Here is a 13,613-nt window from a genome sequence, read left to right on the forward strand (position 1 = left end):
GGCCGGCGATCATGCGCTTTCCTTGACGGCGCGAGCCGCAAAAAGGACGTCGAGCGCTTCGATCAGGACGCGCGGCGGACGCTCGAAGTGCACCCCGCGCGTCGCCGATTGGCTACCGCGCAGGAAGAGGTAGACGGCGCCACCGACGTGGCGGTCGTAGTCGTAATCGACCAGGCGCGCCTGCAGCAGCCGATGCAGGGCAAAGACGTAGAGCGCGTACTGCAGCTCGTAGCGCGAATGCAGAATCGCCGCCCGCATCGCCTCGGCGGTGTAGGCCGCGTCGTCGGCGCCCAGCCAGTTCGACTTGTAGTCGGCGACGTAATAGCGCCCGTCGTGCTCGAAAAGGAGATCGATGAAACCCTTGAGCATGCCGTTCAGCTGCCCGGGCTGGAGCAGCGGCCGCGGCGCGGCGGCGAGCGTGTGCGCGCAAACCAGGCGGTCGATGGCGGCGGCGTCGACCGCGTGCGCGGCGATCCAGAACTCCATTTCGGCCATCGTCGTACAGAGATCGGCGAGCGCGAAAGTTGCTGCTGGCGCCGGCTCGGCAGCCGGCAAGCACAGCGGCGTTTTCAGAAAATCGTCGAACCAGGCGGTCAACACGTCTATCCACTCCTGCCAGCCACGCGCGTTGCAGCGCCGCGCGATGGTGTCGCGCAACAAGGCGCGGTTGGCCGCGACGTTGGCAAAGCCCTGATTGGCGACCCACTCGAGGAGATCGTGCAGAAAGGTGCCGACGTCGGCGCCGCGCGGAAAGTCGTGCAGCGCGCCACGCTCCGGCGCGTCTGGCGCGTCGGGTAATTTGGCCGGCGAGGCGGCTGGCGCCGCAACTTCGTCGGGAATTTGCCGTGCCTCGCGAAAAACATCCTCGGTCGGCGTTTCGGCGACCGCCTGCGGCGTCGCGGCGATCGTTTTCAGCGCCGAGTAGCTGGCGATCCACCAGCGTTCGCCGCCGACCGGGCTTGCTCGGCGCGCGCTGCCCATGGCCACGGCGGCGCCTTGCGGCGTGAATATTTCGGCAGGCTCGTCGAGCACGCGGCTGACCTCGATCTCGCGGCAGTTGCCGCGCAGGGTATTCAGCAATCCGCCCAGCGCCTCGGCGGCGATCGCCGCGCCGCCCGCCAGAAGATAGCCGAAGGCACTTTTCTCCAACCCTTCCAGCGCCGCCACGCCGACCCAGGTCGCATATTTGGCGCGCGTCAGCGCGACGTAGAGCTTGCGCAGGTCTTCGCCGAGGCGCTCGTCATCGGCGCGGCCAAGGATTGGCGCGTCGGCGCGCAGGGCGAGCTGCAAACGGCCCGCGTCATCGTGGTATTTCAGCGGCACGTCGCTCGCCTTGAGCTCGCGAAAGCTGCAGGCAAAGGGGAGGAAGACCAGCGGATACTCGAGCCCCTTGGACTTGTGCACGGTGACCACCTGCACCAGGTCGGCGTCGCTCTCGAGGCGAATCTGGCGCACGTCGCCGCTGCCGCTGCCTTTTTGTGCGGCGTCGCGGCGCTGCTCGGCGAGGTGGCGGATCAGCGCGTGCTCGCCGTCGAGCAGGCCGCTGGCCTCCTGCAACAGCTCGGCGAGATGCAGCAGGTCGGTCAGAATGCGCTCGCCGCCGCAGCTTGCGTCGGCACTGTCGCCGCCGTCGGTGATCAGTCTGGCGGGCAGCTGAAAGTCATTGAGCAAGCGCCGCAGCATCGGCAGCACACCCTGTCGGCGCCAACATTGACGGTAGCCACGGAACTGCAGCAGGCGCGCTTCCCAGGCGACTTCGTCATGGTTCAGCGTCTCGAGCTCGGCCCAACTCAGCGCCAGCGTCGGCGTCGCCAGCGCGGCGCGCAGCAGACGCGGGTCGTCGGGTTCGGCGCACGCCGCCAGCCAGTGCTGCACTTCGGCAGCCTGCGCCGTCAGGAGCACCGAATCACGATCGGAGAGATAGACGCTGCGAACGCCGCGCGCCGCCAGCGCGCGACGAATCGCCGCCGCCTCGTTGCGGCTGTTGACCAGCACCGCCATGTCGGCCGGTCGCAGTGGGCGCTGCGGCCGTCGCGGCGGACACGACTCGTCGCGACCGACAAACGCCGCGTCGCCGCTCTGGCCGCGATTGAGCAGGCGCACCATGGCGTTGGCGCAGCTCTCGGCCATCTGCTTGAAGTAGGCGGTCTTGCTGAGCGCCGCAGCGCCGTCTGGCGGCGCCAGCCAGCAGGCGCTGAGCGCGGCTAATGGCCGGCCGTCGACCAGCAGCACGTCCTGGCGGCCCTGCCAGGTGGCGTCGACGAAGGGCAGCGGATTGCCGGCGGCGCTGCGGAACAGGAAGGCACCCGCGCCCGCGGCGCGCGCTTCGGCGAACGCAAAACAGCGGTTGGTCGCGGTCACCATCTGTTCCGTCGAGCGGAAGTTGCGCTGTAGCGTATGCAGGCGGCCGGCGCAGGCGAGACGGGCGACCAGATAGGTGTGGATGTCGGCGCCGCGAAATGAATAGATCGCCTGCTTGGGGTCGCCAATCAGGATCAGCGCCGTCGACGCGTCGTCGCTGCCGACTCGATAGACGGCGTCGAAGATGCCGTATTGCACCGGGTCGGTGTCCTGAAACTCGTCGATCAGCGCCACCGGGAAGCTGTGCCGGATGCGCTCGGCGAGGCGCGCGCCGTTGCCACCCTGGAGCGCCGCGGCCAGGCGTCCGAGGAGGTCGTCGAAGCCGAGTTGCGCGCGCCGCTGCTGCTCGGCAGCGAAACGCTCGACGACCCAGCGGACGGCATGATAAAGCAGCTCGTCGCGGGCGTCGGGCAGAGCGGCGAGCGCGCTGTCGAGCGTCGCCAGCGCGCGCAGCGCGGCGTGCAGCGGCGGCGGCGTCCCGGGCTTCCAGATGGCGCGCAGACCGTCCTCGGTCAGGCGCAATTTGGCCGCGTCGCTGAGTTGCGGCCGCAGGCTGTCGTCGTCGCGCCAGGCGCCGATAGCGGCCAACCAATCGTCGTAGTTGTTCTTTCGCAGCTTGCTGCCGTCAAAGGCTTTTTGCGCGCGCGCGGCGTCGAGCAAGGTCTGCAGTTGGCCCAACCACTGCTGCCACGGCGACTTCAGCGCGGCCAGCGCCGCGCCGCGCTGTTGCAACACGCGCGCCAGCGTCATCGCCGGTGTCGCCACGGCCGGGAATAACGCCGCGTGCCCGAGAAGATTGCGCAAGCTCGCCTGCAGCGCTACGGGCCCGCTCCACCACTGCCTGAGCTCGCGGACGCCGGCAGCGTCCAGCGGGACCATGAAGTTGCGCCAGTAATCGCGAACGACCTCGGCCAGCAGCTCGCTCTGGTCGGCCTCCAGCACCTGCGTAAACAAGCTGCCGCTGTCGAAGGCGTGCTCGCGCAGCATGCGGTTGCACCAGCTGTGGATGGTCGACACCGCCGCCTCGTCCATCCATTCGGCGGCCAGTTGCAAGCGGCGTGCACACGCCGGCCACTGCGCCGGCGGGTAATCGGCACGCAACTCGTGCAGCAGCATTTCACCAGGCTCGCCGGCGTCGACGTCGGCCAGGAAATAGCTGGCGGCTTCGCCAAGACGAGCGCGGATGCGATCGCGCAGTTCCTTGGTCGCGGCGTCGGTGAAGGTCACGACGAGAATTTCGGGCGGCGTCAGCGGCCGCCGGCAGCCAGTGGCTTCGCCGTCCGCAAGGCCATGCCCGAGCACCAGCCGCAGGTACAGCGCGGCGATGGTGAAGGTCTTGCCGGTACCGGCGCTGGCTTCGATCAGCTGACTGCCGTGCAGCGGAAAGCGCAAGACGTTCAGCGTCGTCGGATTCTTAACGCTCATGCGCTGGCTCCTTTTTTGGCGAAAATGGCCTGCTGCAACGGCCGCAACAACGTCTCGGCGAGTTCGACAAATTCGCCGCTGGCGACCAGCGCGTCGAAGCTCGGCCAGGCGCGTTGCAAGTAGGCGCTGTAGGCCAGCTCGCCGCCTTGCCGGTCGCCACCTTCGTAGGCCGCACGCGCGGCCTTGCCGGCTTTCTCCAGCAGGCGTTCCTCATTGGCGCCGCTGGCTGCCGACGTATCGGGTAGCGCCTTCAACCAGGCGAACGCAGTTTTGGCCGCCAGCGGCAGCGGCCGCCGCATGCCCTGCTGCCAGGCGGCCAGAATCGTCGTCAGATGGGTCACTGCTGCAGCGGCGGCGAGCGGATGGAAGGTCACGTCGCCGACCTTGCTGATCACCTCGGTGCTCAGCGGCTCGCCCGCCAATTGCCCGGCCAGGTGCGCCAGCCAGTGGCCAATCAACTTCTCGATGCGGTACTGCTTGTCCTTGACCAGGTCGCTGCTCTCGAGGACGACGCGGCCGCGCGCGCCGGCGCTGTTGCGGCGCAGGCCGCCGAGCCAGTCGGCAAGCTCCAGGCGCTCGCCATCGAGCGTCGCCGCGAAGCGGATTTCGTCTTCTTCGCCGTCGCTTTGCGGCCAACGCGCGAGTGCCGCGGCGTAGCGCTCGAAGAGTTCGTCCATCGGTGCCACGAGTTCTTCGGCCATGACCGCGCCAAAACCGCCGTTGGCCAGCTCGCCGCGCCGCTGAATGCCACTCAGACAGTCAGCGCGCGCGGCGGCGCCGCGGTGCTGTTCGCTCAGCGCCAGCGCCTGCGCGTTCATCAGCTCGCTTTGCAGCGCCCATTTGCCGAGGCCATCGAGGACAAAGGGCTCGAGGTCTTCACTCGCCGGATCGTCGGCTTCGAAGCGCACGCCCAGGCGCTGCCGAAAGAAAGCCCGTACCGGGTCCTTGACGAAGTCCACGAGTTCGCGCAAGGACAGCGGCTCGGGATGGTCGATCGGCGGCAGTGGCGCGTCATTGTCGACGACGCTCTTGGCCGCCTGCCCACCTCGCCACTCACGCGCGTAGGTGAATAGCGGCGAGGTCGCCGGCTGCGCCGGGAAATAGTCGCGACTGAACGCTTGCAGCCGGTGTTCGACGGTCAGCGCGGCGAGCAGCGCGGCACCGGCCGGGCCGCCGAATTCATTGGCTGCGCCAGCGGCGTCGGCGACTCGCCAGCCGGCGGCGAGGTGATCGCGCAACTGAGCGACCAGCACCGAAGGCGGCCGCGTCGTGTTGTCGTTGATACTGCGCCCGACCCACGAGATATAGAGCCGCTCGCGTGCCGACAGCAGCGCTTCGAGAAAGAGATAACGATCGTCCTCGCGGCGTGAGCGGTCACCCGGCCGATAGTCGCGGCTCATCAGGTCGAAATCCATCGGTATCCGCGTTCGCGGAAAGTCGCCGTCGTTCATCCCCAGCAGGCAGACCTGGCGAAAAGGAATTGCGCGCATCGGCATCAGCGTCGCGAAAGTCACCGCGCCGCCGAAGAAGCGCTGCGCCAGGCCGCCTTCGTCGAGCGACGATAACCAGAAATCGGCAACGACGGTCAGCGGCAAGCTCTCGGCGAGCGCCGCCTCGTCGGCGGCTTCCTGCCAGCGCCGCAGCGCGCCGGCGAGCTGCAGCAGCGTGTACGCGTCGCGGTCGCTGTCACTGTCGCTGCCGCGGCCACTCTCGGCGACGAAAAAATCGGCCAGCAGCTGCCGCAAGCGATCGCACCAGCCGCGCACCGGCGCCGGCTCGCGCAGGCTGCGCCAGGTGGCGTCGATGCGCTCGAGCAGCAACACCAGCGGTCCGAGCGCGGCGGCGTCGAGCCCGCCAATCTCGCCGTAGGGTTCGATCCCCTGCCACGCCGCCGCGCCGTCGCCCACGGCATAGCCGAGAAGCATTCTGCGCAGCCCGAACAGCCAGCTGTTCTGGGCGGCTTGCGCCGCCTCCAGCGGCAGGCCGAGGCTGGCGCGCTGCTCGGCGTGCAGGCCCCAGCGGATATTGGCGCCGCGGATCCAGCGGTGCAGCAGCGGCAGCTCGGCTTCGGCGATGGCAAAGCGCTGCCGCAGCGCCGGCACCTCGAGCAGGTCGAGAAGGTCGCTGACGCTGAGCCGCGACTGCGGCAAGGCCAGCAGCAGCTCGATGGCGTGGATCAGCGGATCGCTGCGGCGCCGTCCCTGGTCGGCGACGCTGAAAGGAATGTGGCGCGCGTCGTCGCTGCCGAGCAGCCCGAAAACGGCCTGAATGTGCGGCGTATAGGCGTCGATCTCGGGGACCATGACGATCACGTCGCGCGGCCGCAGGCTGCGGTCGGCAGCGAAAGCGGCGAGCAGCTGATCGTGCAGGATTTCGACCTCGCGCTGGGCGCCGTGCGCGACGTGAAAGCGGATCGACTGATCGCTCGCCGGATCGATCGCCGGCCAACGCGCGCGCGTCTCGGCGAGCGGTCGCAGGTCGCGAATGTCGTCCTGAAGCTGCGCCAGAACGCTGTCGGTGCCGGCCGAAGTGAACAAGTCGATGCGTTGCCCGATGGCCGCGAAGTGCCTGGCGTAATCGCCGCGCGCCGTATCGCTATCGTGTTCGTCGAGCAGGGCGATGAAATCGCGTCCCTGCTTGCCCCAGGCGGCGAGCAGGGGATTGGCGTGCAGGTGCAGCTGCTCGTCGGAAAGCGCCGGCGGCACGCCCTGGCGCCGCTTCTGGCGCACCGCCTGGGCGCGCAGCAAGTCCTTGCCGGCGACGATATCGGCCCAGAAATGCTCGCACGGGTTCTGCACGCACAGCAGCACCTGCGTCCAGCGCCCCAGCGCCGCCAGCACTTCCAGCGACTGCCGGGGCAGCGACGAAATGCCGAAGACCATGACCCGACGCGGCAGGGCCGGCGGTCGCTCGGCGTCACGCCAGCTGGCGACGCGCTGCAGGAAGGCCGCATGCACCGCCGCGCGCCCCTGCCCTGCGGCAACGCCCTGCACCAGGTCAGCGGCGGCGACGTCGGCCAGCAGCACGCGCCACAGCGCCGCCTGCCATTGCTGGTCGGCGGCCAGCGGCGAGCAAACGCCGCGCGCGTCGATCAGGACGTCGTCGCCACTGGCCCAGGCGGCCAGCCAGTCGGCGCGGTAGACCTGATACTGGTCGTAGAGGTCGGCAAGACGCTCGGCGAGCTGGAAGCGCTTGCGCAGGTCGCCGTCGCTTTCGAGAAAACTGTGCAGCGGCGCATAGACCGGCTCGTTCAGTACCGCCGGCAACAAGCGCAGCAGCCGCCAGAGCAGGCGCGGCTTGTCGAACGCCGACACCTCGGGCACCGCCTCGCGGCCGAGCAGCGCGCGGTACACCTGCCAGAGGAAGCGCGCCGGCAGCGAAAAGCTCAAGGCCCCGGCAATCCCGCAACCGCCGCCGACGCCAGCGCCCTCGTCGCTGGCGTCGGCGGCCAGCGCAAGCTTCAGCCATTGGGCGATGCCATTGCTCTGGACAAGGATGACTTCGTTCTCCAGCGGCGCCAGCGGGTAGCGCTTCATCCAGCCGACCAGCAAGTCACGCAAGGACTCGGCGTGGTTGCCGTGCACCAGCATCAGGCCGGCGGCGAGGTCACTGTTGCTCAAATCGGACTCCGTTGTTCAATGGGGATCGCTGCACATCCGCGAAGAATACCGGATGCAGACGCGCAATCGTGTCGCCATGTCGCCGATCGCCAACGCGGCGCCGCCGCCGCAAGCCAAAAGCGGGTTGTCGGCTTTTCACATGGCCCTCTATACTCCGGCTGCAGCCTTGCTCCTTGCGATCGCTTGAAATCGCGTCGCATTCGCCTGCTGCGCACTTGCCGCAAACCCTCGCCGCATCCTGCGCTACCGCGCCGCACCATTCACAGGCCGCCTTGTCGATGACCGAAGAACTGTTTCGCGAAGATGCCACCCTCGCCAGCTGTGCCGCGCGAGTCACTTTCATCGACCCGCAGGGGCTACGACTCGACCGCACGGTGTTCTACCCGCAGGGTGGTGGCCAGGCGGGCGACCGCGGCGTGCTGGTCCTCCCCGACGGCGCCGAACTGGAGATCATCGACACACGCAAGACGGCGCTGCCGGGCGAGATCGTGCATGTGCCGGCGCCCGGCCAACACCACCTGTTGGCGCGATTGGCCAGCGGTCAGGCCGTCGAGGCGCGCATCGACACGCAGCGCCGGCAGCGCCACATGCGCTTTCATACCGCGACGCACCTCTTGTGCGCGCTCGTCCCGCACGCCGTTGACGGCTGCTCGATCACCGCCGCCTACGCGCGGCTGGACTTCCATATGGTCGAGCCGCTCGACAAACAACTGCTCAGCGCGGGCCTGGCACGGCTGGTCGCCGAGGCGCATCCGGTACGCCACCGCTGGATCAGCGAAGCCGAGCTCGACGCCAACCCGGCTCTGGTACGCAGCATGAGCGTGCGGCCGCCACGCGGTCAGGGACGCGTACGCCTGCTCGAAGTCGACGGCGTAGACCTGCAGCCGTGTGGCGGCACGCACGTCGCCAACACCGCCGAGATCGGCGCGGTGATTGTCACCAAGGTCGAGAAGAAAGCGGCGATGACGCGCCGTGTCGTTCTTGGTTTCGCGATGCCGGTGGCTGGCGCCGGCTGAGCCGTGATCAGGGCCTTGCAGCGACCGCGAATGCCCGCTGTTGGCCTGGCGATGCTTGTGGCAAGGCTGCTGGCGGCAATCGTCCGGTGTGCCAGGCCGATCCTGGCGATCGTTGCGCTGCTCTGGGCGGCGCTGCTCGTTGCCCAGGAAGTGCCCTTGCCCGGCCTCGCCGACTTGCAGCAGCGCCTGGCGTCGATCGAGCAGGCGGGCAACCTGGGCACCGCACAGAAGGCCGAGATCGCGGCGCTGTATCGGCTGGCGATAGCGCGCATCGAGGCTGCCGAGCGCTTCGACGAGGAAGCCGAAGCCTATACGCAAGCGCTGCTTGAACTGCCGCGCGAGCAACAGCGGCTGCGCAGCAGGCAGCAAGCGTACCAGCCCCCGAAGGTCGGCAAGGACCTCGAAAGGCAGCCGACCAGCGTCGTCGAGCAGACGCTGCTCGAAGCGCTTGGCGCCGAAGCGATCCTGCGCGCGAGACTTTCGCGGCTGCAATCGAGCGTTCAATCGGAGCGCGCGCTGGCGCTCAAGCAATTGCTGACGACGGCGCAAGAGAGCGTCAACCAGGTCGATAACGTCGCCCGCGCCGTCGGCACTTCCGAGCAGGCACAGCTGGCCGAGGCGAGCGCCCGCGTTGCCGACAAACGCCTGAAACTGGCGCGTATCGAGGCGCTGAGCCAGCGCCTGGCGAGCCGACCGGCACGGCTGGCCTTGCAGGAAGCCGAAGCGGACCTGCTGGCCGAGCAGCTGGCAAGCACGACCGACTACATCGCCGCGCTGCAGGCGCTGCTGAGTCGGGTGCACAAGGCCGGCGTCAGCGCGCTGGTCGACAAGCTCGAAGCGTTCAGGGAGTCGCTTGGTCCGGCGCCAGAGGACCTGCTTCGTTTCGCCGAGGGCAACATTCGCTTGTCCAGGGTGATCGACGAATTCCCCGCCAAACGGCAGCAAGCGGAAGCTGAAAGTGCTCGCCTGCGCGGCGACGTCGCGCTCTTGAACAGCAAGCTCGAGACGCTCGATCGCCTGCTCAACCTCAATCAGCTCGACGCTTCGGCGGCCTTCGGCATCGCCTTGCGCCAGGAAAGAGACAAGGCCTCGGACGCGATCAACATCGACAGCGCCCGCAGCGCGGCCGAGCGCGAACTCGAGTCGAGTCGGATCGCCCTCTTCCAGCTCGAGGAGAGGCGCCCGCCATACGACCTGCCGAGCAAGGCGTCGCTGGAAAAGCTGCTGCGCGGCGCGGCACACGACTGGGGCGCGGCGATCGATGCACTGCTCGAACAGCGACGCAACCTGATCACCCGCCTGAAGGACGAACAGGCGCGCTACGCCGACGAACTGTCGGCACTGATTACCCAGCTCAAGTATTTCTCCGAGCGTTCGCATACCTACCGCGACGCGCTCGAAAGCCATCTCTTCTGGATTCCCAGCGCGCAACCGATGGGCCTGCCAACGCTGCGCGCGGCGGCCGACTCGCTGGCCTGGCTTTCCGAACCCGCGCACTGGCACGACGTCCGGCAGGCGCTGGCCATCAATCTGGAAACGCGTCTGACGGGATTCCTGGTCGGGCTGCTGCTCTTGCTGCTCGCCATCGCCAGCCGCGGCTACCTGAAGCAGCGCCTCGAGCGCATGGCGCCACGGATCGGCGACGTCGAAGCCGACGACCTGACCCTGACGCTCGAAGCTTTCGCAATTACCGTGATCCTCGCTTTGCCACCGGCGCTGCTGCTCTTCGGACTGGCGTATCTGAGCCACAGCCGCAGCGGCTTCGCGCGCAGCCTGGAGATGGCGCTGCTGGCCGGTGGCGTGCTGGTCCTGTTCATGGAGTTCCTGCTGCAACTGGTGCGCGCCAACGGCGTCGCCGCCGTCCATTTTTGCTGGAGCCGGTCAACGCTGACGCTGCTGCGCCGCAACTGCCGGCGGCTGATGCTGCTCTTCGTACCGATCACCATCGTCATGGTCCTCGTTTCGGTGCACGCCGCTCCCGAAATTCGCGACGGTCTGGGACGGATTTCCCTGATCGTTCTCTGTCTCGCGATTGCCTGGATCGCTTCCCGGCTGTGGCGCCTGTCGCGTCTCAGCCTGGCCGAGACCGACGGCGACAACTGGCTGTGGTACATCGTTTACCTGGGCTATCCGGCACTGATGACGATCGCGCTGGTGATGATCGTGCTGTCGCTGCTCGGCTACCACTACACCGCCTGGCAGCTGCTGCGCCTGACCATGCAGTCGATCCTGGTGGTGACCATGGCGACGCTGATCCACGCGACGCTCGAGCGCGCCTTTGCCGTTTTCGAGCGACGCCTGGCGCTGGCGCGCGCGGCCGGCGCCGAATCGAGCGCGCGAACGGTCGATCGCCACGCCGCCGAGCGCGCCGCTGACGCGATTCCCGAAGACCTGCAGAGTTACGACATCGACGGTCGCACGATCAGCCGGCAAAGCCGCGCGCTGCTTCGCCTGCTGGTCCTGATTGGCGTCGCCCTGGCCATGGCATCGATCTGGCAGGGACTGTTGCCGGCGGTCCGCTCGCTCGACGAGATCGTGCTGTGGCGGATCAGTTCCGGTGACGGCACGCTGGCGCAGCAGGTGGTGAGCCTGTGGACCGTGATCGTCGTCGCGACGTTGTTTACCATCGCCATCATCGCCATCAGGAACCTGCCCGGTGCGCTCGAAGTGGCCGTCCTCAGCCGCTTCCAGCTGGCACCCGGTAGCGGCTACGCGATAACCATGCTGCTGAATTACCTGATTGTCCTGGTCAGCCTGATCGCCGCGTCGAATCTCCTCGGCATCGACTGGAGCAAGCTGCAATGGCTGATCGCGGCGCTCGGCGTCGGTCTGGGGTTCGGCTTGCAGGAAATCGTCGCCAACTTCGTTTCGGGAATCGTCATTCTCTTCGAGCGACCATTCCGCGTCGGCGATATCGTGACCATCGCCGGCCATACCGGCACGGTGACGCGAATTCATATCCGGGCCACGACGATCAGCGACTGGGATCGCAAGGAACTGCTGATCCCGAACAAGACCTTCATCACCCAGGACTGCATCAACTGGACGCTGTCCGACCCGATCACGCGCCTGATCGTCCCGGTCGGCGTCGCCCACGGGACCAACACCGAGCTCGTCGTCGAGACGCTGCTCGAGGTCGCTCGCGACAACGAAAGCGTTTGTGCCGAACCGGCACCGGCGGCGCTCTTCCTGCTCTTCGGTGAAAGCAGCCTGCAGTTCGAGTTGCGGGTGTTCACGCGCCTCGTCCTGTACCGCAGCATCGTCACGCACGAGCTGAACATGGCGATCGAGAAAGCCTTCTGCGAACAGCGAATCAAGGTCTCGCACCCGCAACGAGACGTCCATCTGAACACCGATTCGCCGCTCGAAGTGGTCATGAAGACGCCAGCGGCCGACGCCGATACGCAGTGATGAGCCTGGTGCGTGTCAGCCGGCGTCTGCCGGCGCCGAGCCCGCTCGGAGCGACGGGGGGTACTTCGTCGGGCACGTAGTATCGACCGTTTCACGAATGATCTCGGCCAGCCGGCGCACGCCGGGGCCGGCAAAGTCCGGGTCGGCGAGAACCAGGTAGAGCGGCACCATGCGCTGCCGCCCTGCGCGCAGCGGCAACGCTTTCAGTAGGCCATTCGCCAGCTCCTCGCGAATATGCTCGCACGGCAGCCAGGAGAAGCCGTAGCCCATGCGTACCGCCTGGATAGAGCTCGCCAGGTGGCCGACGCTCCAGCGCTGGTCGACTTCCACCGACAGCGCCCGCCGATCGCGCGTCGCGCCCGAGTCGCGCACCAGCACGTGCCGATGCTCGCGCAGGTCGCGCGCGGTGAGCTCGCGCTGCAGGCGATGCAGCGGATGATCGCGATGCGCGACGGCGATGAGCGGCATCTGCATCAGCGGATCGCCAAGGAAACCGGGCGGCATTTGCGGTGAAATCGCCAGATCTGCCTGGCCGGTGAGCAACGCTTCGGCGGTGCCGCCGAGCACCGATTCGATCACCGTGATGCGCGTGCGCGGACTCTCGTCGCCAAAGCGCGCCAGGCAATCGAGCAGCAGCCAGGTCGGGAAGAGAATCTCCACTGCCAGGTGGATTTCGGCCTCCCAGCCCGCCGACAGCGTGTGCCCGGCGCGTTCCAGGTCGCGCGCTTCGGCGACCAGCGCCAGCGCGCGGCGGTAAAGCATCTGCCCGGTCGGCGTCAGCACCGCCTTGCGCCCCAGCATCTCGAAGGCCTTGAGGGCGAGCAGGGATTCGATCTTCTGCACCGCGTAGGTCACCGCCGACTGGCTCTTGTGCAGGCTCAGTGCCGCTTGCGCGTAGCCGCCGGCGTCGACGACGGCGATCAGCGCTCGCCATTGCTCGAGCGTGATGTGTGCTGCTTCGGTCATGTATCTAATTAATAGATTGTATAAGCCTATATATTGTTCTTTTTAATCGCCTTGGTAAATAGTTAAATGAGTGCCTACCCACTCACGGAGCTGTGCCATGAAAAACCTGCTGCAACTCAATACCAGCCTGTTCTCCAACGGCGGCGAGTCGAGCCAGCTCGCCGACCAGTTCGTCGCCGCCTGGCGGGCGAGCAAGCCGGACGCGCAGGTCGTCGTCCGCGACCTCGCCGCGCAGCCCTTGCCGCACCTCGACGCCGAGCGCTTCCTCGCCTTCACCACCAGGGCGGAACAACGGTCGCCGCAGCAGCAGGCGCTGGTCGCCGAATCGGACGCGTTGATCGACGAAATCAGGAATGCCGACGTGATCGTCCTCGGGCTGCCGATGTACAACTTCGGAGTTCCCTCGACACTCAAGGCCTACTTCGACCATATCGCCCGCGCCGGCGTCACCTTCCGCTATACCGCCAGCGGCCCCGAAGGTCTGCTCAGCGGCAAGCAGGCCTACGTCTTCGCCGCCCGCGGCGGCCTCTACGCCGGCACGCCGCGTGACAGCCAGAGCGCCTACGTCCGCGACTTCCTGGCCTTCATCGGCATCACCGAGCTCGACTTCGTCTATGCCGAAGGCCTCAACATGGGCGAGCCCAGGAAGCAGACAGCGCTCGCCGGTGCCCGCCAACGGCTGGAACAACTCGCCGCCTGATCGCTCTACCGCTCCCCGTCACGGCGAGGAGCGCAGCGGCGCGGCAGTCCAACAGCAGCGCCTTGCGCCGCCGCAACACCGACGATCCCCGGGTCGCCACGGCGACTCACACGA

General features: G+C 67.5%; 7 protein-coding genes. 4 read left to right on the top strand and 3 right to left on the bottom strand.

What is annotated here, in order from left to right:
* Nucleotides 1–9: 9 nt before the first annotated feature.
* Complete coding sequence (recB, locus tag QZ656_RS06115) at nt 10–3,786, bottom strand: exodeoxyribonuclease V subunit beta (protein WP_291992544.1); 3,777 nt, start codon at nt 3,784–3,786, stop codon at nt 10–12.
* Nucleotides 3,783–7,376, bottom strand: coding sequence for an exodeoxyribonuclease V subunit gamma (gene recC, locus QZ656_RS06120; RefSeq protein ID WP_291992647.1), 3,594 nt, complete (start codon nt 7,374–7,376; stop codon nt 3,783–3,785). Before recC ends, recB begins: the two co-directional genes overlap by 4 nt.
* Before the next feature lie 22 nt (nt 7,377–7,398).
* Here recC and QZ656_RS06125 point away from each other — a divergent pair, with 22 nt between their 5' ends.
* The 3 genes from QZ656_RS06125 to QZ656_RS06135 all read left to right on the top strand — a co-directional run bounded on the left by QZ656_RS06125 (nt 7,399) and on the right by QZ656_RS06135 (nt 11,833).
* Nucleotides 7,399–7,593, top strand: coding sequence for a hypothetical protein (locus QZ656_RS06125; RefSeq protein ID WP_291992545.1), 195 nt, complete (start codon nt 7,399–7,401; stop codon nt 7,591–7,593).
* Between the two features lie 91 nt (nt 7,594–7,684).
* The gene (locus QZ656_RS06130) at nt 7,685–8,422 is read left to right on the top strand and encodes an alanyl-tRNA editing protein (protein WP_291992546.1); all 738 of its coding nucleotides are present in this window, start codon (nt 7,685–7,687) and stop codon (nt 8,420–8,422) included.
* Between the two features lie 30 nt (nt 8,423–8,452).
* The gene (locus tag QZ656_RS06135) at nt 8,453–11,833 is read left to right on the top strand and encodes a mechanosensitive ion channel domain-containing protein (RefSeq protein WP_291992547.1); all 3,381 of its coding nucleotides are present in this window, start codon (nt 8,453–8,455) and stop codon (nt 11,831–11,833) included.
* Nucleotides 11,834–11,848: 15 nt separating this feature from the next.
* On the opposite strand, the gene QZ656_RS06140 is transcribed toward QZ656_RS06135, so the two are convergent.
* Entirely contained in the window at nt 11,849–12,799 is a 951-nt protein-coding gene (locus QZ656_RS06140) for a LysR family transcriptional regulator (RefSeq protein ID WP_291992548.1), read from the bottom strand.
* Nucleotides 12,800–12,896: 97 nt separating this feature from the next.
* Here QZ656_RS06140 and QZ656_RS06145 point away from each other — a divergent pair, with 97 nt between their 5' ends.
* A complete protein-coding gene (locus QZ656_RS06145) occupies nt 12,897–13,499 on the top strand; it encodes an NAD(P)H-dependent oxidoreductase (protein WP_291992549.1) in 603 nt (200 codons plus the stop codon).
* Nucleotides 13,500–13,613 lie beyond the last annotated feature (114 nt).

Source organism: Candidatus Accumulibacter sp. ACC003 (assembly GCF_907163085.1).
GTDB lineage: Bacteria > Pseudomonadota > Gammaproteobacteria > Burkholderiales > Rhodocyclaceae > Accumulibacter.